Origin of the sequence: Conexibacter arvalis, assembly GCF_014199525.1 — a bacterium.
Taxonomy (GTDB): domain Bacteria; phylum Actinomycetota; class Thermoleophilia; order Solirubrobacterales; family Solirubrobacteraceae; genus Conexibacter; species Conexibacter arvalis.
The window spans coordinates 83,001-104,787 of sequence record NZ_JACHNU010000003.1; the positions used below are offsets into that span (position 1 = coordinate 83,001).

Genomic DNA, 21,787 nt, shown 5'->3' on the forward strand with positions numbered 1-21,787 from the left:
GCGGCGTGGCGCCGCTCGCCGCCGCGCTCAGCCGCGCGGCGGGAAGATGCCCTGCAGCGCGATGATGAACGTCAGCGCCAGGTAGGGCTGCATGTTGGTGTGGGGCTGGTCGCCGCCGGCGAACCCGACCGCCTGCGGCGCCAGCGTGGCGGTGGTGCCGGCCTGCGGCCCTCTGCTGTAGGCGTTGGCGTCGCCGCTGGACTGCGCGAGCATCCGCTGCGGCCCAGGCGCCGTCAGGTTGGCCGGGTCGATCGCGACGACGTTGACGTCGTGGTTGTGCGAGGCGATCTCCGACTGCAGCAGCGTGACGGTCTCGGCGCCGCCGGGCTCGCCCTGCGAATGCATCTCGTCGGCGTGGATCGGCACCCGCCCCCGCAGGTCCGGGAGCGCGAAGGTCGACTTCCCGTCGCCTCCGTACATCGTCCCCAGCAGCGAGAAGAGCGCCGTGTTCTGGGAGATCGGCAGCAGCTGGCCGGCGCAGAGCGCCCACCCGCGCGGGGCGAAGTTGCCGGCGAAGATGCGGATCTCCGCGACGAAGGGATCAGCCATCTCGAGCGTCCTTTCTAGGTTTGGCTGGGGTAGATCCCGTAGAGGGAGATGATGAAGCGGATCGGCAGGTACGGCTGGCGGTTCTCGTGCGGCTGGCTGCCCCCGGCCGGTCCGAGCGTGCCCGACGGCATCGTCGCGTCGGGAGAGCTGGCGACGAACACCTGGACGTTGCTGCCGGTCGCCAGCACCGCGCCGCCCGGGTTGGGCGAGGAGCCCGGGTCGAGGCTGCCGAGCAGCGCGTGGGTGTGACCGCCGGCCTGGGCGGCGGCCAACGTCACCTCCTCGGTGCCGCCCACCTCCCCGATCATCCGCGGCGACAGCTGCGGGCCGGCCCCCATGTGCACCGGGGCGCGGCCGCCGAGGTCAGGCAGCTTGAACGTCTCCTGGCCGTCGCCGCCGTAGGTGGTGCCGATCAGGTTGAAGAGCGTCTCGTTCTCGGAGATCGGCACGGTCTGCCCTTCGCAGAACATCCAGCCGTCTGGCGCGAAGTTGCCGCCGAACATGCGGATCTCACCGACGTACGGTGTGGCCATCTCGTCTGCTCCTTGTCTCGTTCGGCGGTCAGTCGCGCGACGGGAAGATGCCCTGCAGCGCGATGCAGAACCCGACGACGGCGAACGGCATCATGTTCGCGTGCGGCTGCGCCCCGGCCGACGCGATGCTCTGGCCCGCCGGTCTCTGGCCGCCGATCGGCGTCAGTCTCGTCGGCGCGCCGTAGAGGTTCGGCGCCGAGGCGAGCGTGGCGGGCATGACGTCGTTGCCCGGGCTTCTCGTGGTGCGGAACTCGTGCGAGTGCGACGGGATCTGCTGCGGCGTGAGCGTCACCGCCTCGACGCCGGCTCGCTCGCCGAGCGGGTGACCGGCGAAATCGGTCCCCATCGGCACCCGCCCGCGCAGGTCCGGCAAGGCGAAGTTCGTTCGCCCGTCACCGCCGTACGTCGCCCCAAGGATCGAGAAGAGCGCCTGGTTCTGGTTGATCGGCAGCAGCTGTCCGTTGCACTGCGCCCAGCCCCGCGGCGCGAAGCCGAACGACATCGCGCGGATCTCCCCGAGATACGGCTCTGACATGGCACCTCCGCTCGACGGCGGTCGCTGGTTTGAGGGCGCGATCCACCGTATAGATGTTTTACGCCAAGTGCAAAAGCGGTCGGACAGCCAGCCAGGAATTTGCGCATTCGATGCGCCGCGAGCTATCCTGGCCGCCTTCGTGCTGAAGTGCCATTTGCGGGTGCGTCACCGTCTTCGCGCCTCGCTCGACATCTAGAACGTCGCGGGCAGTGGCCCTGCCACCACGCGCATCGGGAGGAGCAGGCGTGAGCGTCCCCGTCATCTCGCGAGCAGCGAGCCACCAGCGCGGCGGCCGGCGCCGCGCCACCACCGCCCCGGCCTCGGCGGCCGCCGCGATCGGCATCGCGGCGCTCGCCGCGCTGCTCGCGCTCGCCGCGCTGCTGGCGCTCACCGCGCTGCCGGCGGCGCCGGCGGAGGCGCGCGCCGCGGGGCTGCGCTCAGCCGACGCCGCCGCGCTGCGAGCCCTCGGCTCGGCCGGCGGCTCGCGGCCCGTGATCGTCTTCCGCGCGCGCACGCCGCTGCGCCCCCGCACGGTCGTCGCCGAAGCCGGCATCGAGCGGGCCGCGAGCGCGAGCGCCGCGGCTGCGCCCGACCGCGCCGACCGGCGCGAGCGTCTGCGCAGAACCGGCGCGACGATCGGCCGCGCGCCGGTCGTGCTGCGCGTCGGCTCCGAGCCGGCCTGGCTGTACTACGAGGACCGCGGTCCCTTCCAGCTGTTCGAGCATCCCGGCCGCGTCGCGCTGGTCGGCGTCCGCAGCGGACGCGTCCGGCTCAGCCGCACGCTCGACTGGCCGCCGCTCGCGGCCGGCCGACTGCCGCTCTACCTCCGCTCGGCCGCGGGCTACCGCTCCGCCAGATACCGCGTCTTCACACGCCTGCCCGCGCGGGCGAGAGCGCGCGCCGCATCGGCCGCGGCCGCCGCCCGCCCGCGCGCGCTCGCCGCCGCGTCCGCCACGGCCGCAGCCCGTCCCCGCGCGCTCGCCGCCGGCGCCGACACGGCCGCCGCGACGCTCGCCGCGGAGGACTCCTGCGCGATCACGATCGCCGACATGCTCGACGACTCCTACGACTACGCGAGCGTCGACCGCACCCGCGCCGCCTTCGGCGGGCTGCTCGCCGACCTCGAGCGCCGCGACCGCGGCTTCGTCGCGGCCCGCTACTCGACCGCCGACGGCCTCTCCCCCACCGCCTTCGTCGACCGCCTCCTCAAACGCCACGGCTGCCGCAACGTGCTGCTGTTCATCGCCGGCGGCGGCGTCCGCGGGAGCGAGACGACGATCAGCCTCGGCGTCTCCGGCCACCGCAGCGGCCGGCTCGAGCAGCAGGACCTGCGCGGCGCCGAGCTGCGCGCGCTGATCGCGACCCACCCGCAGGTCGACTGGCAGCTGCTGGTCGACGCCCCCTACGCCGGGGGCCTCGTCGACGAGCTGAGCGGCGAGCCGAACCTGCGCGTCCTGCTGACCGCGTCGGCGGCCGACGAGCCGACCCACGCCTGCCTCCCCGGCGTCGCCCGGCTGTGCAGCCGCCCGCGGGCGCAGCTCGCCTTCACCAGCCGCATGCTCGCCGGGATCGAGCGGCTGCTCGCCGACTCGACCGCGCTCGCCCGCGCGGTGAGCGCCTCGACGCCGTCGGCGCCGTTCGCCGGCAGGCTGCTCGCCGACGGCTACGGGCTCGGCGCGCCGGCCGGCGCACTCAGACGGCTCGGCCAGCATCCGCGCCAGTACGTCAACTTCGGCGCGCCGGCCGGCGACTCCCCGAGCGCGCCCGAGCAGCAGCGCCTCAGCCTCCCGCCGTTCGCGCACGACCAGCACGTCGCAACCGACGAGGACACGGCCGTCAGAATCGACCTCGCGGCCGGCGACGAGCTGCAGGCGGCGCTCGGCAGCTACTCGATCGAGAGCCAGCCCGCGCACGGCAGATTGAGCGGCAGCGGACGGTACGTCACCTACACGCCCGACCCCGACCGCAACGGCAGCGACTCGTTCCGCTTCCGGCTGAGATTCGCGGTCGTGCTGCCGAGCGTCGGCAACGTGACGGTCGACGTCAGACCGGTCGCCGACGCGCCCGTCGTCACGACGACCGCCGGCGCGACCGCGTACGCGGAAAGCGCACCGCCGGTCCCGGTCGACCCGGGCGTCACCGTCGGCGACGTCGATTCGCCGACCCTCACGAGCGCGAGCGCGATGATCTCCGGCGGCTACGTCAGCGGCCAGGACGTGCTCGCGTTCGCCGACACGCCGTCGATCAGAGGCAGCTGGCACGCGCCGACCGGGACGCTGAGACTGAGCGGCAGCGCCTCCCTCGCCGACTACCAGACGGCGCTGCGCGCGATCACGTTCGCGAACACCAGCGGCGATCCGGTCGACGGCACCCGTCAGGTCTCGTTCACCGCGAGCGACGGCGCGCTCGTCAGCGCGCCGGCGGCGAAGGCCGTCGAGGTCAGCGCGGTCAACGACCGGCCGGTCGTGACGCTCGCGGGCGGCGCGGTCGCCTACACCGAGAACGACCCGGCGACCGCGATCGACGCGACGCTGACGGTCGCCGACGCCGACTCGCCGAGCCTCGCGGGCGCGACCGTGCGGATCGCCGGCGGGCTCGCCGCCGCCGAGGACGTGCTCGAGGCGACCGCGGCGCTGCCGGGCGGCATCACGACCTCCTACGACGCGGCGACCGGGACGCTGAGACTGATCGGCACCGCCTCGGTTGCCGACTACGAGACGGCGCTGCGCGCGATCGGCTACCGCAACACGAGCGACGCCCCGTCGACCGACGACCGCGCCGTCGAGGTCGTCGCGACCGACACGGGCGGCGAGAGCAGCGCCGTCGCCTCGCGCGCCGTCACGGTCACCGCCGTCAACGACGGGCCGGTCGCGTCCGACGACGCCCACGAGACCGACGCGGGCACGGTCCTGAACGTCCCCGCGCCGGGCGTGCTCGCCAACGACGACGACGCCGACGGCGACCCGCTCGCCGTCACCGAGGTCAACGGCAGCGGCGCGCGCGTCGGCACCGCCTACAGAACCGCCAGGGGCGCGACCGTCACCCTTGCGGCCGACGGCTCGCTCTCCTACGACCCGGACGGCCAGTTCGACGGCCTCAGACCGGGCGACGAGGAGACCGACACGATCGCCTACACGGTCGCCGACGGGGACGGCGCGAGCGACACCGCGACGATCAGCGTGACCGTCAGCGGCGTCAACGACGGCCCGACCGCGACCGACGACGCCTACGAGACCGACGAGGACACCGTCCTCACGGTCGCCGCCCCCGGCCTCCTCGCCAACGACAGCGACCCCGACGGCGACAGCCTCGCGATCGACCAGGTCGACGGCGACGACGCCAGAGTCGGCAGCGCCTACAGAACCGCGAGAGGCGCGACCGTCACCGTCGCGGCCGACGGCTCGCTCTCCTACGACCCGACCGGCGCCTTCGACGCGCTCGCACCCGGCGAGGAGGCGACCGACACCGTCACCTACCGCGCCACCGACGGCACGGCCGGCGACACCGCGACGATCACGATCACGATCAGAGGCCTCAACGACAGACCGGCCGCGAGCGACGACGCCTACGTCACCGACGAGGACACCGCGCTCACGGTCGCGGCCCCCGGCCTCCTCGCCAACGACAGCGACCCGGAGGGCGACGGCCTCGTCGTCGACCAGGTCGACGGCAGCGCCGCCAACGTCGGCACGCCGTTCAGAGCGGCCTCGGGCGCGACCGTCAGCGTCGCGGCCGACGGCTCGCTCTCCTACGACCCGCGCGGCGCCTTCGACGCGCTCAGACCGGGCGAGGAGGCGACCGACACGATCGCCTACCGCGCCAGCGACGGCGCGGCCGGCGACACCGCGACGATCACGATCACGATCAGCGGCGTCAACGACGCGCCGACCGGCGTCGCCGACAGCTACGCCGGCGTCGGCAACACGACGCTCGTCGTCAGCGACCCGGCCCCGGCCGGCGAGGCCGCCAAGCAGCTGACCGGCTTCGTCTCCGACAACGACACCGACCCCGACCACGCGGCCGAGGAGCTGTCGGTGAGAGCCGAGAGCGTCGCCACGAGACTCGGCGGTCACGCGACGATAGACGGCGACGGCAGCTTCACCTACGTGCCGCCGACCGGCAGCACCGGCGACGACTCGTTCGACTACGAGATCAGCGACGGCGACAGAAGCGGCACCGGAACCGTCACGGTCAGACTGAGCAGACGCGTCTGGTACGTCGACAACACGGAGGCCGTCGGCGGCACCGGGCGCTCCAGCGACGCGTTCGACACGCTCGCGGAGGCGACCGCCGCCTCCACCGCTGGCGACACGATCTTCGTCCACACCGGCGACGCGACAACGAGAGGGATGAACGCCGGGGCGACGCTCGACGCGAACGAGCGGCTGCTCGGCGAGGCAGCCGACCTCGTCGTCGACGGCGATCGGCTCTACGACGGCTCCGCCGCGAGACGGCCGTCGATCTCCAACGCCTCCGGCGTCGGGGTCGCGCTCGCCTCCGGCAGCCACGTCGAGGGCCTCGCGGTCACCGCCACAGGCGGCGCGGCGATCTCCGGCGGCGCCGGCGTCGCCGGCTCGACGCTGCGCGACCTGACGGTCTCCGGCAGCGGCGGCGGGGTCGCGCTGAGCGGCACGAGCGGGACGTTCACGATCGCCGACACGGCGATCTCGACGACCGGCGGCACCGGCCTCGCCGCGACGGGCGCCGGCACGCTCGCGCTCACCAGCGCCAGCCTGGTCAGCGTCAGAAGCACCGGCGGGCGCGCGGTCGACGTCAGCGGGACGGCGCTGTCGGGCACGATCGACGCGATCGTCGCGAGCGGCTCCGCGGGCGGCGTCGCGCTCCAGTCGACGACCGGCTCGATCACGCTCGGCGACGTCGCGGTCGACGTGACCGGCGGGACCGGCTTCCTCGCCGACGGCGTCGCAGGGCTGTCACTGCCGGCGGCCGGCGCGGTCAGCGTCAGAAACAGCGGCGGGACGGCCGTCGCGGTCCGCAACTCGACGGCGCCGAGCACGACCTTCGACGCCGTCACGGCGTCGAGCGGCAGCGCGACCGGCATCGACGTCAGCGGCAACAGAGGCGGCGGGACGACGACGTTCGGCGGCCCCGTGACCATCGCCAGCGGCGCGGCGACCGGCGTGCGGCTCGCCTCCAACGGCGGCCACGCGATCGCGTTCAGCGGCGGCGGCCTCGGCGTCACGTCGACCAGCGGCGACGGCTTCGCCGCGACCGGCGGCGGCACGGTGACGGTGACCGGCGCCGGCAACGTGCTCAGATCGGGCACCGGCACCGCCCTGCGGATCGCCGGCACGACGATCGGCGCGGCCGACGCGACCTTCCAGTCGATCTCGGCCAACGGCGGCGCCAACGGCATCGTGCTCGACCAGACGGGAGCCGGCGGCCTCGCGGTCACCGGCACCGGCGCCGCCGACAGCGGCGGCACGATCCAGAACGTCAGAGGGGCCGACGGCACCAACGCCGGCGTCGGCGTCTACCTCAACCAGGCGCGCGACGTGGCGCTGACCGGGCTGCGGCTGACCAACAGCGACGGCCATGCGATCCGCGGCACCTCGGTCGACGGCTTCGCGCTCGACAGATCGACGATCGACGGGGTGCACGGCACCAACGACGCGGTCGACGAGGGCGGGCTCCTGCTGAGAGACCTGACCGGCACGTCGAGCATCACCGACACGGCGATCTCCGGCGGCTTCGAGGACAACGCCGTGATCTCGTCGAGCAGAGGGACGCTCGCGCTCACGCTCGACAACGACACCTTCGGCGCCAACAGCAGAGACCTCGGCGGCAACAGCGTCTACCTGCTGGCCGAGGGCACCGCCGACGTGACGACGAGCGTGACGAGATCGTCGTTCACCTCCTCGCGCGAGGACCTGTTCCAGCACAACGTCACCGGCACCGCCGCCAGCGACTTCACGTTCGACGGCAACACGCTGTCGAACGGCCACCCGGCGCCGCTCGGCGGCTCGGGCCTCCTGGTCGCGGCCAGCGGCGACGGCGCCGACCTCACCTACAGCATCACCGGCAACAGACTCACCGACATGAGCGGCGGCGGGATCTTCGTCCAGAAGGCCGTCGGGATCGCGGCCGCCAGAGGCGTGATCTCCGGCAACACGATCGGCACGGCGGGCGACGTCGGGTCCGGCGCGCCGATCGGCTCGGGCATCAGCGTCGAGTCGCGCGGCCAGGGCAGCCACGTCGCGCGCGTCGCGAACAACACCGTCCGCCAGTACAACCAGAACGGCATCCGCACCGTCCACGGCGAGGACGGCCCGGCCGACGACGGCAACGTCGACGTCGCGCTGACGGTCACCGGCAACACCGTGACCGAGCCGAGCGGGAACCTCGCGACGGCGGTCGGCTTCCGCAACGAGGCGGCCGACCCGAACGCGACCGTCGACCAGTGCCTCGACTTCAGAGGCAACACGATGGTCGGCTCCGCCGGCGCCTCCGGCCAGGAGGTGCGGATCCGCCACATCGCGACCCAGAACGTGGTGCGGCTGCCGGGCTACGCCGGCGGCAGCGAGGACGACGTCGCCATCACCGCCTTCCTCGCGGCGAACAACACGCTCACCCCGGCGAGAGTCGGCGTGATAACGCCCGGCGGCGGCGCCGGCTACGTCGGCGGCGCCGGCTGCGCCCAGCCGACGTCGTGAGCGTCGCCGGCGCGGCAGCGCGCCGGCCTCACCGAGCACGGAGGAACGGGGGCCGGCGGCGACGCCGGCCCCGCTCCTCCGCCGACCTGCGCAGCCCGCCCGCGCGTCGTCGGCCGCGGCCCGCCTGCGGCCGGCCAGCCGCCCATCTGTTACGTGCATGTTGTGCCGCGCACGTCCCGCCTTGACAGCGGGACATCACCGCTGACATGCTAAATAAACTTCGATCTTTAATGAATTACACGGCGGAGAGGGGGTAGACGCCATGCGTCAACGGCACGTACACGTTGAATAACTCAGCAACCGCTCACTAATCGCATTTCGGGGGAAACGATGGATCACGCGCGAAGCCGCGCGGGCGCACGCCCGTGGCGGTCACTCCTGTGCGGCGCCGTATCGCTGACGGCGCTGCTGCTCTGCCTGACGGCCGGCCCGGCTGCGGCGGACTGCACGACCGGCGGTTCGTCCTGCCTGCCCGGCACCGGCTATTCAACAGACGTCACATGGAACTGCGGGGCAATCGACGACACCTACGACTGTTATTACAACAGCACGACCAACCCGGCGCTCGCCGACATCCGCAGCTGGGGCTGGGGATCGGCTGCGTACAACGGCTCGGGCAGCAGCTATGTCTGCGTCTACGGCGGCGGCAGCTTCTACGCCTGCGGCACGAACATCGCCCGCGCCTGCTTCTACGCCAACTGCAACGCGCAGAGCCTGTTGAGCTTCCGGCTGTGGGTCAAGAACATCACCGGCACGCACACCGTGTGGGGGCACGGGATGTCATGAACCGCGCCTCCGACATATCGATCCGGACGCTCGCGCTGGCGATCGCGGCGGCGATCGCCGCGGCGCTGCTCGTGCTGCTGCTCGACGGCGGCGGCACCGACCGCTCGCAGGCCGCCGCGGGCGGGCCCACCTCCGCCGCGGCCGCGGCGGCCGCCGGTCGCGCGACGGCGCGCCAGCAGGTAGCGCTCCTGCGGCGGCCGCGCTCGGCGACGCGCGACGCGCTCCCGCCGCCGGTGCTCGGCGGACCACTGCTCGCGGGCGGCGTGCTCGACGTCGCGACCGTCCGCAAGGCGCCGGTCGCCGGCGCCTCCGCCTACGTCGCCTCCTCGGGCGACGGCCAAGCGGTCTGCGCCGTGGTCGACGGCGCGCTCGGCTGCGCGTCGCTGACCTCGCTGCTGGTCGACGGCACGGAGCCGTCGATCATGGGCCGCGCCGGCGAGCCGCATCAGGTCTTCGGCGTCGCGGCCGCGGGCGTCAGCGACATCGAGCTCGTGCAGCTAGACGACAGCACCGACCCGGTGACGGTGGTCGACGGCTTCTACCTGATCGCGAGCGACGACTACCCGCAGGCGCTGACGTGGCTAGGGCCGAGCGGGGCGGAGTCGTTCGAGTTCCCGCCGCTGCCGTGACGACGGGATCCCGGCCGGCCGCGCCGCGCGGCCGACCGGGATCTTCCTGCCCGTCCTGGTGTGGCAGCTTCAGGTGCCCGCGCACCGCGGGCTGACGCAGATCGAGTGTCGTTCGCTGACCACGCGCCCGTCCGCGAAGGTCGCCTCGATCGTCGCCTGCGCACGCAGCGGGCCGCCCGGCGCGGCGGGCGCGAGCGCGACCGCGAAGGAGCGCGCGACGATCTCGTCGGGCAGCGCGTCGAGTCTGCGCCGCAGCTCGGGCGTCGGTATGTCGCCCGGTCTCAGCGCGACCGGCACGCGCACGACCGCGTCGGCGACCGTCGCCTCGTAACGGCGGCCGCCGACCGAGACCGCGACCGCTCTCACCGACGCATCGACCGCGCCCCCGACGACCGCATGGATCCGGCCGCCGCGCGCGACCGCGTCGGTCGCCGGACCGGCGACGACGCCTCCGCGGGCCTGCAGCGCGACGACCAGCCCGGATCGACCCTGCACCGGCGGCGAGCCGGCCTGGCGCGGCCGCCGCACGATCACGGTCGAGAGCCAGTCGCCCCGCGAGCGGTAGGCGGTCACCGACCAGGCGGCGCCGGCGCCGCCGGCGACGACGGTCGAGCGGCCCTCGTCGGCCGGCTGCGCCGTCTCCGCGCCGCCGGGGAACAGCGTGTCGAGCGGCGTGTCGACGACCGTCGCGGTGACGGCCGTCCCGGCCAGCGCGACCGTCGCCGCCGCGGCGGCGATCGCGCCCTTGAGGCGGCGCCGTCTGGCGCGCGCGTTGTGGCGCCGTACGGCGCCGATCAGCTCCAGTTCGATCGTGTCGAGTATCTCGGTCATTGCCTGCCCTCCCGCATGCCTCCGCCGAGGCGCGCGAGCGCACGGCTCACGCGCTGGCGGACGAGCGCCTCGCTCACATCCTGTTCGCGGGCGATGTCGTCGTAGTCGCGCTCGTCGACGACCCGTGCCAGCACGGCGTCGCGCTGCTCGGCCGGAAGGTCGGCGACGAGCGCGTTCAAGGGGTTGCCCTGCATCAGCGCGCTGAGCCGCGCCTCGGCCCGCTCCAGCTCCTCGTCCTGGAACTCGATCCGCGGCACGCCGAGCCGCTCGCGGGCGGCGAGCGCGCGGCGCTGCTTGCGGCGGTTCATCGCGAGCAGGTTGTTGGCGATCCCGAACAGCCAGGCGCGCGCCGGCTCCTGGCGCGGCTTGAAGCGGCGGCGGCCGGCGAAGGCGCCGGCGAAGACGTCGGCCGTGAGGTCGGCGGCGGTCTCGACGTCGCCGGTGCGCTGGCGCAGGTAGGCGAGCACCGCCTCGGCGTGCCGACGGTAGAACACGGCGAAGGCCTCGGCGTCGTGCACCGAGGCCTTCAGCAGCTCGTCGTCGGTGCGCTGGTCGGCTGGCATCTATCCACTACCTTGCCGATCGCACGCGGCTGTGACAGCTGGGCCGGAAAAGTGGTGCGTGTCCTGCCGGCACCCGGTGCGTTTGCCGTTACGGCGTGCCGCCGGCGCCTCCGCCCGCGCCTCCGCCGCCGCCCGCGACCGCGGCCACGTACGCCGCGACCGACGCGATCTCCGCGTCGTCGAGCCGCCCGCCGAAGGCCGGCATCGCGCCGCGCCCCTCGGTGACGGTGGTCTCGACGGTCGCCTCGTCCGGTCTCAGGTCGTCGAGGTTGGGGCCGACGGTGCCGCTCGCGTTCGCGTCGGCGAGCGTGTGGCAGCCGGCGCAGTTGGTCGTGAAGACCTCTCTGCCGGCCGCGACGTCGGCCGCTCCACCGCCTCCGCCGCCGGGCGCCGTCTCCTGCTCGCCGCCGCCGGCCCCGCCCTGCTCGGGCGCCTTGGCGGTCTGCTCGCCGCCCTCCGCCGGTCTGCCGGTCGCGCCGATGCGGTAGGCGACGATCTGCGCCCGCTGCCCTCTCCCCTGCGGGTAGCTGGCCGCGGTGATCAGCGTGTCGCCGGCGATCGCGACGGTCGCGTTGGTGCCGGCCGGCAGTCTCTCCTGCCAGACGACCTCGCCGGTGTCGACGTCGAGCGCGTGGAGCGTGCCGTCGAAGGTCGTCGTGAAGAGGAGGCTGTTGACGACCGTCGCGGCGCCGTAGACCGGCGTCGGGAATCTCTGCGTCCACTCGACGTCGCCGTTGTCGACCGCGAGCGCGACCAGCTGGCCTCTGCCGCCGGTCAGGTCGGTTCTGTGGCGCTCCTGCGTCTCGAAGCGGGTCGGCAGGTCGACGACCGGGACGTAGACGACGCCCTTCTGCACCGCCATCTGCGTCTCGACGCCGCCGAGCACGCCCGGGTAGACGGTCGCCGGCAGCTCCAGCCGCTCGTATCTGCCCGCGAGCGCGAGCTGGTTGTCTCTGTCGTGGCCGTTGTGGATGCCGACGCTTCTGCGCCACAGCATGTCGCCGTTGCCGGCGTCGAAGGCGAAGACCTGGCCGAGCTTGCCGGAGGCGAGGACGAAGGTGCGGCCGTCCTCCTCGGTCAGCACCGGCGGCAGGTGCAGGTCCCAGTCGTAGAGGCCGTGCGGGAGCACCTGCTGGTACCACTCGACCTCGCCGCTGGTCGCGTCCAGCTTCACGAGCGAGTTGGTGAAGAGGTTCGGGCCCGGCCGGCTCTGGCCCCACGGGAATCTCTCCGTGCCGGGCCACGGGCCCGGGTTGGCGACGGCGACGTACATGGCGCCCGCGTCGTCGAACGCGGGCGGATGCCACAGGCCACCGCCGGAGTTGATGTCGCGATGCTCCGGGCTCCAGAGGTCCTCGGGCACGGTCTTGAAGCGCCACAGCCGTCTGCCGGTCTCGGCGTCGAGCGCGTAGAGGATCCCGACGCCGTCGCCTCTGTAGAAGCCGCTGACGTTGCCGGGGACGGTCGAGATGTAGACGATCCCGTCCTTGAAGCCGGGCGCCATGTCGACGCCCTCGCGGTCGTTGCGCGTCAGTCTGAGACGCCAGATCTCCTCGCCGGTCGCCTGGTCGAGCGCGAAGGCGCCGTCGGCCGTGCCGCCGTAGACGCGGCCGTCGCCGACCGCGAGCCCGTTGGGGCCGACGGTCGGCGAGTCGAATCTGCGCGTCCACTTGACCTCGCCGGACTCGAGGTCGATCGCCTGGACGTTCGAGTCGAGGTCCTGCGCGTAGACGGTTCTGTCGACGACGATCGGCGTCGAGGCGTAGCCGCCGAAGGTGCCGGCGGCGGTGATCGGGACCGTCCACGCGACGCCGAGTCTGGAGACGGTCGCGACGTCGATCTCGCCCTGCACGTTGCGGGTGTTGGCGAGGTCGCCGTTGGGATGGGCCCACTCGCCCGCGGCGCTGCCGCCGGTCGGGCCGGCGACGAAGACCGTGCGGCTCGCGGTCGAGTCGTCGTCGCCCCCGCAGCCGGCCGCGAACAGGAGCGCCGCGACGAGCGCTCCTGCGGCGATGAGACGACTCGTGCCACCCTGAAGACGATCGCCCCATCCGACCATGCGTCCCTCCTCGGAGTACAACGACCCCTCGATCCTTCCCGATCGCCCAGCCCCTCACCCCTCCGCGGATCGGCCGCGCGAGGGCCGCGACTGGCGCCGCCGGCTGCGGGCCGCGCTGGCGATCGCGGCGGTCGCCGTCGCCGCGCTGGCCGGCTCGATCGGCGCGCTCGCGACCTTCCGCCAGGACGAGGCGCTGCCGGTCGCGACCGTCCGCCTGTCGGTCCAGCTCGACGAGCCGGGCGCGCTCGGCATCTACGTCCCGCTCGTCGACTGGGGCGTGCGCTTCGGCGCCGTGCGGCTGCCGGTGCAGCTGCGGATCGACGTGCGACGGGTCGACCGCGAGGCGGTCGAGCGGATCGCGCGCAACCGCCAGGTCGACGTCGACGCCGTGCGCGCCGCGGCGACCGACGCGATCAAGCGCTACCTGCGGGCGCTGATCGTCGTCGTGCTCGTCAGCGCGCTGCTCGCCGGCGTGGTCGTCGCCTTCGCGGTCCGCTCGCGCAGCGGGCCGCGGCTGCGCTGGCTGCTCGGCACCGCCGGCGGGACGGCGGTGCTCGCGACGGCGGCGGTCGCGCTGCTGCTGCCGCCGCGCGGCCCGCTCGACGACCCGACCTACTTCGCCCACGGCGCCGACATCCCGCAGGCGCTGCAGGCGGTCGAGACGGTCAACCGCTCGGTCGGGGCGCTCAGCGAGGAGCTCGACGCGCAGCTCGTCGGGCTGGCGCGGCTGATGATCGCCCCGGGCGAGCGCGGGGCGCTGCCGGCCGACGGGCCGCGGCTGACGCTCGTCTCCGACGTCCACAACAACGTGCTCGTGCTGCCGACCCTGGAGCGGGTCGCCGGCGGCCGGCCGCTGTTCATCGCCGGCGACCTGACCGACCGCGGCACGCCGCTGGAGACGAGCGTCACGCGCGAGATCGCCTCGATCGGCAGACCGACCGTCTTCGTCACCGGCAACCACGACTCCGAGACGCTGGAGCGGGCGCTCGCGCGGGCGGGCGCGGTCGTGCTGACGCGCTGGGGCCGGCTGCGCGCGGACGGCTCGTTCGGGCCGATGGCCGTCGACGTCGCCGGGCTGCGGGTGGCCGGCTACGACGACCCGTTCACGCGCCGCGAGCCCGGCAGGGAGAGAGGGACACGGCCGGAGCCGCGCACGAGCGAGCAGCAGGAGGAGGAGTTCGCCGCCTGGTTCGCCGCGATCGAGGACCGCGTCGACGTCGTGATCGTGCACGAGCCGTCGCTGGTCGAGCCGGTGCTGAGACGCCTGGCCGACGACCCGCCAGACCACCAGATCGCCTTCCTCGTCGGCCACACGCACACGCAGGATTTGCGCGCCCAGCGCAACGTGCTGCTGCTCAACGGCGGCACCGCGGGCGGCGGCGGGACGGGCAACCTCGACGAGAACCAGCCGATCGGCCTCGCCCAGCTGCGCTACGCGCGCGACCCGTTCGCCCCGCTCGCCGCCGACCTCGTCACCGTCGACCCCGGCAACGGCGACGCGACCGCGCGCCACGAGCGCCTCGACCTGGCGTCGGCGACCGCGCCGGCGGACGAGGATGACGGCGACGGGAACGGAGGCGGCTCGGAGGAGGCGGGCCGGTCCGGCGGCGGGGAGCGCGGCGGGAGCGGCTCCGCGGGCGCCGGCGGTCGGACCGGCGGCGCGAGCGAGGACGAAGCGGGCGACGGCGGCGGCGACGAGCGCGGGCTCGGCCGCGAGCCGGCCGGCGCGGGCGCCGGCCCGCCGGGTTGAGGCCGGGCGCGCGAGCCGGCGCGGGCGGCGGCGCGCGGGGGTAGGGTCGCGGACATGGCCGGCACGCCACCTCTCGGCGCCCCGCCCGCGGTCCGCCGCGCGACCGCGGCCGACCTTCCGGCGCTGGCGCGGACGCTCGCGCGCGCCTTCCAGGACGATCCGATCGCCTGCTGGTCGTGCCGCCCCGACGCGCTCCGCAGCCGGATGCTGGAGCGGTTCTACGCGGTCCGCCTGCGGCAGGTTCTGCGCCATGACGAGATCTGGGTCGAGCAGGGGCTCGGGGGCGGCGCGCTGTGGCTGCCGCCCGACCGCTGGCGCACGACGGCACGCGAGGAGGCTGCGCTGGCGCGCTGCATGCTCCATCCGCGGCTGCTGCCGCGGATGCCGATGGTGAGCTGGGGCTTCACCGGCATCGAGCGCCGCCATCCGGCCGCGCCGCCGCACTGGTACCTCGCGGTGCTCGGGACCGATCCTGCGGCGCAGGGCCGCGGCATCGGGTCGGCGCTGCTGCGGGCCGTCCTCGACCGCTGCGACGAGGACGGCGTCGCCGCGTACCTCGAGTCGTCGAAGGAGGCCAACGTCGCCTTCTACGCCCGCCACGGCTTCCGCGTCACCGACGTCGTCGCGCTCCCACGCGGCCCGCACGCGTGGCTGATGTGGCGCGAGCCGCGGTAGGCGCGGCGGCGCGGGAACGGCGGCGTGCGGCATGCGACGGCGGCGTCTCGCGTGCGACGGCGTTGCGGCAGATGGAACGACGGCGTTCCGCGTGCGACGGCGGCGTCTCGCGTGCGACGGCGTTGCGGCAGATGGAACGATGGCGTGCGGCACGAGACGATGGTGCGGCGGCCGCTGTCGACGGCGTGCGGCACGAAACGACGGTCCGGCGGCCGCTATCGTCGGCCGGCATGACCGCACCGCTGATCGCGCTCGCCACCTGTGAGGAGCTGCCCGACCTCGACCCCGACGACCGCCTGCTCGCCGACGCGCTGCGCGCGCTCGACGCGGAGGTCGCGGCGCCGGTCTGGGACGACCCGGCCGTCGAATGGGGCGCGTTCGACCTCGTGCTCGTCCGCTCGCCGTGGGACTACCACCTCAAGCGCGCCGCGTTCGTCGCGTGGGCCAAGGAGGTCGCGGGCGTCACGGCGCTGCGCAACCCGGCGGACGTAATCGGCTGGAACACCGACAAGACCTATCTGCGAACGCTGGCGGAGCGCGGCGTCGAGACCGTCCCGACGATCTGGCTGCCGCACGGCGAGCCGGCGCCCGCGCTCGCCGAGCTGCTGGCCGAGCGCGGCTGGGCCGGGCGCGAGGCTATCGTCAAGCCGACGATCGGGCTTGGCTCCTCCGGCCTGATGCGGGTGCCGGCCGGCGATCCGGCCGGCGACGGCGCCGCCCACCTGCGCGGCCTGCTCGCCGACGGCGACGCGATGGTCCAGCCGTTCCTGCCCTCGCTGGAGCGCGAGGGCGAGCTGTCGCTCCTCTTCTGCGACGGCGAGCTGAGCCATGCGGTGCGCAAGCGCCCGCCGGCCGGCGAGTTCCGCGTCCAGCCGAACTTCGGCGCCGTCGCCGAGGCTGCGCGGCCGACCGCCGAGCAGGTCGAGCTGGCGCGGCGGACGCTGGCGGCCGCGAGCGACGTGCCGCCGCTGTACGGACGCGTCGACCTCGTCGCCGGCGACGACGACCAGCCGCTCGTGATGGAGCTGGAGCTGGTCGAGCCGACGCTCTACCTCGCGGCCGCGCCCGGCGCCGCGGAGCGCTTCGCCCGCGCGGTGCTCGACGCGGCCCGCGCTGCGGCGGCCGCCGCACAGGCGTAGCGCGCGGCCGCACAGGCGTAGCGCGCGGCCGCACAGGCGTAGCGCGCGGCCGCACAGGCGTAGCGCGCGGCCGCACAGGCGTAGCCGCCGCCGCGCCGCCTGGCCCCGCCGCGCGGCGCCCGTGACGCACGCCGCGCGATCCCGCGCCGCGGCGGCGCCGCTGGCGTGCAGCGCCGCCGCGCGCCGAACGAATCTCGTGTCATGTGGAACGGCGCTGTCGCACGAGCGACGGCGCCGTTCCAGCTGGAACCGATCAGTGCGTTCCGGCGAGGGCGCCGAAGCCGCGGAACGTCGGCGTGTGGACCCAGTCCTCGTCGGTCTCGCGCAGGACCATCAGCCCGGTGACGCCGAGGCCGACGCAGAGGCAGGCGGCGCCGATCACCACCAGCAGCTCGCTCGCGAGCGGGAAGCCGATCGTGGCGCAGACCCCGCCGACGGCGATCAGGAGGGCGATGACGGGATTGACGGCGTCGATCATCGCGAGGCCGCCGGCGAGCAGCAGCAAGCCGATCGCGACGCCGAGGGCGCCGAGCGTGAACGGGATCCAGATCCCGGCCGTGTCGTTGACGCGGTCGAGCAGCAGGACCATCTGGACCGGCGCGCCGCCCTGCGTCATCTGCCACGCGACGAGGCCGATCGCGACGCTGCCGACCGAGGCGAGGATCCCGACGAGCGCGGCGCCGGCGCCCAACGTCGACATCCACATCTGTCTCTCGCGCAGCATGTGCGCGAGGCCGAGCACCGCCGGCACCGCGAGCGCGAGCGCCGCGAGCAACAGCGCCGAGGCGATGTACCAGCGGTCGGGGGAGTCGGCGATCGCCGCCAGCTGCGTCGCCTCGTTCGTGCTCAGGTCGGGCATCACGATCGCCGCGATCAACAGCATCACCGGCGCCGCGACCATGCACGTCCCCGCGATCAGGCGGTTGACGTGATCGACTCTGCTCATCATGGGCACCTCCTCCGTCGAGGGCTTCGGACGCGCCCGCCGGGGCAGCCGCCGCGCCGCTCGCGACGGCGACGGGCTTGTGACGAACGATACGCGCTGTGCGCCGATTCGTTACGCCCGCGCGTCCGGCTCACCGCCCGCGCCGCCCCAACCGCCGCCCTCCGCGCGCCCGCTCGCCTCCGGCAGCGTGCCGGTCGGGGAGGCCGTGACATGGCGCAGCTTGTCGGGGTTGCGCACCGCGTCGATCGCGACGATCCGCCCGCGGTCGACCGTCAGCGAGATCACCGTCTTCACGTCGCCGTCGGAGAGCACGATGCCCGGGAGGCCGTTGACGTCGGCCAGCCCGCCCCGCGCGCCGCCGCCGGCCCGCTCGTTGACGCGCGAGAACGACACGAGCAGCTCCGCGACGTGCTCGGCGCCGTGGTGCGGGACGCGCGCGGCGGCGACCTTGCCGCCGCCGTCGGAGCGGAAGGTGACGTCGGGGTCGAGCATCCGCAGCAGGCCGTCGACGTCGCCGGCGGCCCACGCCTCCGCGAAGGCTGCGACGACGCGTGCGTGCTCCTCGCGTGAGGCGGGAAAGCGCGGCGTGCCCTCGTCGACGTGGCGGCGGGCGCGCGCCGCGAGCTGCCGGACGGCGGCCGGCGTGCGCCCGACGACCTCGGAGACCTCCTGGAAGGGCAGCCCGAAGACGTCGTGCAACACGAACGCGGTCCGCTCGGCCGGCGACAGCCGCTCGAGCACGACCAGCAGCGCCGTCGTCACCTGCTCGTCGAGCGTCACGCGGTCGGCCGGGTCGCTGCCGAGCGCCCGCGTCTCGGCGGCCGAGGCGACCGGGCCGAAGGCCGCGTCCGCGCCGGCCGCCTCGACGATCGGCTCCGGCAGCCACGGGCCGACGTACCGCTCGCGGCGGACGCGCGCCGTGCCGAGCGCGTCGAGCGCGAGCCGGCCGACGACCGTCGTCAGCCATGCTCTGAGGTCGCCGATCGCCGCGGCGTCGGCCCGCTGCAGGCGCAGCCAGGCGTCCTGCACGACGTCGTCGGCCTCGGCGACGCTGCCGAGCGTGCCGTACGCGAGCCGGCGCAGATACGGGCGCTCCGCCTCGAAGGCGGCGGCGAGCTGCTCGTCCGATCGCGTGCTCATCGCGCCACCGACTCTCTCACGTCCGCTGCCCGCGCGGCCGGCCGGTCGCCCGCCAGCCACTGCGCGAAGGTCGGCCCCTCGACGGCGGCGCCGCGCGCCGCCAGCTCGGCGACCACCAACCCGCCCAGGTCACCCGTCCCTCCGACGACTGCCGCTTTCATCGTTCCGTCACCTCGTATCGCCACCGTCGCTCGCGGCGGCCTGCCGCGACGCGCCGATTCCATCGTTCTGCCCGTTGACGGGACAGCCGTCGCGGATGTGACACGAGGGACGGCGGGGCCCGAGCGGTCGCTCGGCGGCGGGCGGCCCCGGTTCGGCCGCCCGCCTCCTCGATCCCCGTCCCCGCCCGTCGGCTCGTGGGTGCGCGGCGCTGGCGCCGCGCGATCAGCTCTTCGTCGTCGCGCCCTCGACCGGTGCCGCGCCGACTGCCGCGGCGCTCGCGCTCGTCGTGCCGGCAGCCGCATCGCAGGAGCACGCAGCGGCCGTCGCCGCGTCCGGCGACGGACGTTGGTCGGCCCATTCCTCGACCGCCTCCAGCTGGGCCGCGAGCGCGAGCAGGAACGGCTCGGAGTCGGCCGGGCCGAGCAGCTGCGCGCCGACCGGCAGCCCGCGATCGGTGCGGCCGGCGGGCACGTTGACGCCCGGCCAGCCGAGCACGTTCCACGGCCAGGCGTACGGGCAGGCGCCGACCATCACCTTGTCGGTGTCCCAGTTGCCCAGTCCGTCGATCGCGCCGATCCGCGGCGGCGGCTGCGCCGTCGTCGGCGCGAGGATCACGTCGAATCTGCGGAAGATCGCGCCGACGCGGCGCTGGAAGAGCCGTTCGAGGCCGCGCGCGACGCCGAGCAGCGGTCGCAGCCGCCGGCCGACGCCGATCGCGTGACGCGTACGCGGGTCGAGCAGCTCCGCGTCCTCGACGTTGCGCTCCGCCCAGGCATCGAGCCCGCCCGTCGCCCGCGGCATGAAGCTGGCGCCGATCAGCCCGTACGCCGGATCGGCGATCTCGACGTCGTGCCCGAGCCCGGCCAGCACGCCGGCGAGCCGGATCACCCGCGCCCGCACCGCCGGGTCGAGCGTCGCCGGCGCGGCGCTGAACGGGATCCGCAGCGACAGCGCGATCCGCAGCCGCCCGGGGTCGCGGCCGGCCGCGCGCAGGTACGCCTCCGGCGGCAGCGGCGGGCGATGGAGGTCGGCGCCGTGGCTGCCGCTGAGCGCGTCCATCAGCAGCGCCGCGTCGGCGACCGTCCGCGTCAGCGGGCCGATCACGGTCAGGCCATTGAAGGGGTCGCGTTCGGGCCACGGCGAGATCCGGCCGCGCTGCGGCTTGAGCCCGACGAGGTGGGTCCACGCGGCCGGGATCCGGACCGAGCCGGCGCCGTCGGAGCCGAGCGCCGCCGGCACGAGGCCGGCCGCCACCGCCGCCGCCGAGCCGCCCGACGAGCCGCCGGGCGTGTGGCCGAGCGCCCACGGGTTGCGCGTCGCGCCGAAGGCCGGCCCCTCGGTGAACGGCCACTGCCCAAGCTCTGGCGTCGTCGTCTTGCCGACGACGATCGCGCCCGCCGCGCGCAGCCGGCGCGCGACCTCGCCATCGGCGGTCCGCGGCGCGAAGGCGCCCCGGCAGCCGAACGGCGTCGCCTCGCCCGCGAGGTCCATGTCGTCCTTGACCGCGATCGGGACGCCGAGCAGCGGAAGCCGCTCGCCCGCGGCCCGGCGCCGGTCGGCCTCATCGGCCTCGCGCAGCGCCGCCTCGTGGCGCACGCAGCGGAAGGCGTTGAGCAGCGGCTGCGCGGCGTCGATGCGCGCCAGCGACAGCTCGACCAGCTCGCGGGCGGAGAGGTCGCCGCCGGCGACGAGCGCCGCCAGCGTCCCGACGCCGGCGAAGGCGAGCTCGTCCTGTTTCGTGCCCGGTTCCACGTCCATGGTGCCTCCCGCTCGCGTGCCCCGCCTCGTTCGTTCGAACGAACGATACGTGCTCGCAGTATGCTCCGCCACCATCGACCGAACGGATCGCATGAGCGAGGGCAACCACTTCAGCGCCGGCGACGGCGTCGACGATGCCGCCGACGACGGTCGCGCAGCGAGCACGGTCGCCGCGACGGCGACCCCGGCCGCGCCGGCCGAGCAGCAGCCGACCGCGACGAGGGACCGCATCCTGCAGGCGACGCTGCGCGTCGTCGCGGCCGAGGGGATCGGCGCGGTCACCAACCGGCGGGTGGCGGCCGAGGCCGGCGTGGCGCTCGGGTCGCTCACGTACCACTTCCCCAGCCAGACGGCGCTCCTGCGCGACAGCCTGCTGCGCTACGTCGAGACGGAGGTGGCGCGGATCAGGGCGATCGCCGAGCAGCTGCGGGCGACCGAGCCGACGCCCGAGCAGGTCGCCGCGGCGGTCGAGCAGCTGCTCGACTCCGACCCGACGCGCCCCGGCGAGGTCGCCGAGCTGGAGCTGCACCTGGAGGCGTCGCGCGATCCGGAGCTGCAGGAGGCCTCGGCGCGCTGCTTCGCCGCCTACGAGGACTTCGCCGCGGCGGTGCTCGAGGCGCTCGATGTCCCCGAGCCGACCCGCCACGCGAGAACGGTCGTCGCCGTCCTCGTCGGGCTCACGATGCGGCGGCTGGGAACCGGCGCGCAGGACGCGCGCGGCACGGCCGACGCGCTGATGACGATCGTGCGCGGCGCGCAGGCCGACTGAGACGCGATCGCCCGTACGGCCCCGGCCCGACCTTGCCCCGGCCCACCCCTGCCCCGGCCCGCCCTCGGAAGAGGGGGATCGGGCTGGGCGCCGGCGTGCCCCCCCGGGTGCACCGGCGCCCAGCCCTGGTGTTCTAAGGAGGAGAGATTTAGAACGCCCTGGATGATGCGCGCTGACCAGTTCGATGTGGTTGGCCAGATGGCGAAGGTTTCGCCGCAGACCTCCACCGAACGGCCTCCCGACGCGCGCGAAAGTCCCCGGGGCCAGAGGAGCCGACGGGACTGGACGA

Annotated in this window: 18 protein-coding genes; 8 read left to right on the forward strand and 10 right to left on the reverse strand. The window is 74.6% G+C overall.

What is annotated here, in order from left to right:
• Positions 1-27 precede the first annotated feature (27 nt).
• From BDZ31_RS12720 to BDZ31_RS12730, 3 genes are read right to left on the reverse strand one after another with little or no spacing between them, the layout of a single operon-like run.
• A complete protein-coding gene (locus BDZ31_RS12720; protein WP_183342631.1) occupies positions 28-549 on the reverse strand; it encodes a phage tail protein in 522 nt (173 codons plus the stop codon).
• A gap of 14 nt (positions 550-563) precedes the next feature.
• Positions 564-1,082: a phage tail protein gene (locus tag BDZ31_RS12725; protein ID WP_183342633.1), complete on the reverse strand. Its 519-nt coding sequence runs from the start codon at positions 1,080-1,082 to the stop codon at positions 564-566.
• Positions 1,083-1,110: 28 nt separating this feature from the next.
• Positions 1,111-1,617, reverse strand: a complete 507-nt coding sequence (locus tag BDZ31_RS12730; protein WP_183342634.1) for a phage tail protein — start codon at positions 1,615-1,617, stop codon at positions 1,111-1,113.
• Between BDZ31_RS12730 and BDZ31_RS12735 the strand changes: the two genes are divergently transcribed.
• From BDZ31_RS12735 to BDZ31_RS12750, 4 genes are all read left to right on the forward strand, one after another.
• Positions 1,616-1,813, forward strand: coding sequence for a hypothetical protein (locus tag BDZ31_RS12735; RefSeq protein ID WP_183342635.1), 198 nt, complete (start codon positions 1,616-1,618; stop codon positions 1,811-1,813). The genes BDZ31_RS12730 and BDZ31_RS12735 overlap by 2 nt on opposite strands.
• Positions 1,814-1,862: 49 nt before the next feature.
• On the forward strand, positions 1,863-8,291 hold the full coding sequence (locus tag BDZ31_RS12740) for an Ig-like domain-containing protein (protein ID WP_183342636.1): 6,429 nt from the start codon (positions 1,863-1,865) through the stop codon (positions 8,289-8,291).
• Positions 8,292-8,621: 330 nt separating this feature from the next.
• Entirely contained in the window at positions 8,622-9,077 is a 456-nt protein-coding gene (locus tag BDZ31_RS12745; RefSeq protein ID WP_183342637.1) for a hypothetical protein, read from the forward strand.
• Positions 9,074-9,706, forward strand: a complete 633-nt coding sequence (locus tag BDZ31_RS12750) for a hypothetical protein (protein ID WP_183342638.1) — start codon at positions 9,074-9,076, stop codon at positions 9,704-9,706. The genes BDZ31_RS12745 and BDZ31_RS12750 overlap by 4 nt, the downstream gene beginning before the upstream one ends.
• 69 nt (positions 9,707-9,775) lie before the next feature.
• On the opposite strand, the gene BDZ31_RS12755 is transcribed toward BDZ31_RS12750, so the two are convergent.
• From BDZ31_RS12755 to BDZ31_RS12765, 3 genes are all read right to left on the reverse strand, one after another.
• Positions 9,776-10,537, reverse strand: a complete 762-nt coding sequence (locus BDZ31_RS12755) for a hypothetical protein (protein ID WP_183342639.1) — start codon at positions 10,535-10,537, stop codon at positions 9,776-9,778.
• Positions 10,534-11,100 (reverse strand): RNA polymerase sigma factor, encoded by a 567-nt coding sequence (locus BDZ31_RS12760; protein WP_183342641.1) that lies wholly within the window; start codon positions 11,098-11,100, stop codon positions 10,534-10,536. Before BDZ31_RS12760 ends, BDZ31_RS12755 begins: the two co-directional genes overlap by 4 nt.
• A gap of 88 nt (positions 11,101-11,188) precedes the next feature.
• The gene (locus BDZ31_RS12765; protein WP_183342642.1) at positions 11,189-13,159 is read right to left on the reverse strand and encodes an outer membrane protein assembly factor BamB family protein; all 1,971 of its coding nucleotides are present in this window, start codon (positions 13,157-13,159) and stop codon (positions 11,189-11,191) included.
• Between BDZ31_RS12765 and BDZ31_RS12770 the strand changes: the two genes are divergently transcribed.
• The 3 genes from BDZ31_RS12770 to BDZ31_RS12780 all read left to right on the forward strand — a co-directional run bounded on the left by BDZ31_RS12770 (position 13,158) and on the right by BDZ31_RS12780 (position 16,723).
• Positions 13,158-14,909 carry a metallophosphoesterase family protein gene (locus tag BDZ31_RS12770; protein ID WP_246345139.1) on the forward strand — a complete coding sequence of 584 codons (1,752 nt, stop codon included), beginning with the start codon at positions 13,158-13,160 and terminating at the stop codon, positions 14,907-14,909. The genes BDZ31_RS12765 and BDZ31_RS12770 overlap by 2 nt on opposite strands.
• Positions 14,910-14,963: 54 nt before the next feature.
• Positions 14,964-15,584, forward strand: a complete 621-nt coding sequence (locus BDZ31_RS12775; RefSeq protein WP_183342644.1) for a GNAT family N-acetyltransferase — start codon at positions 14,964-14,966, stop codon at positions 15,582-15,584.
• Between the two features lie 230 nt (positions 15,585-15,814).
• Entirely contained in the window at positions 15,815-16,723 is a 909-nt protein-coding gene (locus tag BDZ31_RS12780; RefSeq protein WP_183342645.1) for an ATP-grasp domain-containing protein, read from the forward strand.
• A gap of 253 nt (positions 16,724-16,976) precedes the next feature.
• Here BDZ31_RS12780 and BDZ31_RS12785 read toward each other — a convergent pair whose 3' ends face one another.
• From BDZ31_RS12785 to BDZ31_RS12800, 4 genes are all read right to left on the reverse strand, one after another.
• Positions 16,977-17,669, reverse strand: coding sequence for a hypothetical protein (locus BDZ31_RS12785; RefSeq protein ID WP_183342646.1), 693 nt, complete (start codon positions 17,667-17,669; stop codon positions 16,977-16,979).
• Between the two features lie 111 nt (positions 17,670-17,780).
• A complete protein-coding gene (sigJ, locus tag BDZ31_RS12790) occupies positions 17,781-18,809 on the reverse strand; it encodes an RNA polymerase sigma factor SigJ (protein WP_183342647.1) in 1,029 nt (342 codons plus the stop codon).
• Entirely contained in the window at positions 18,806-18,970 is a 165-nt protein-coding gene (locus BDZ31_RS12795; RefSeq protein ID WP_183342648.1) for a hypothetical protein, read from the reverse strand. Before BDZ31_RS12795 ends, sigJ begins: the two co-directional genes overlap by 4 nt.
• Before the next feature lie 223 nt (positions 18,971-19,193).
• Positions 19,194-20,729, reverse strand: coding sequence for an amidase (locus BDZ31_RS12800; protein WP_183342649.1), 1,536 nt, complete (start codon positions 20,727-20,729; stop codon positions 19,194-19,196).
• 91 nt (positions 20,730-20,820) lie between these two features.
• Between BDZ31_RS12800 and BDZ31_RS12805 the strand changes: the two genes are divergently transcribed.
• Complete coding sequence (locus tag BDZ31_RS12805; RefSeq protein WP_183342650.1) at positions 20,821-21,498, forward strand: TetR/AcrR family transcriptional regulator; 678 nt, start codon at positions 20,821-20,823, stop codon at positions 21,496-21,498.
• The last annotated feature ends 289 nt before the right edge of the window (positions 21,499-21,787 follow it).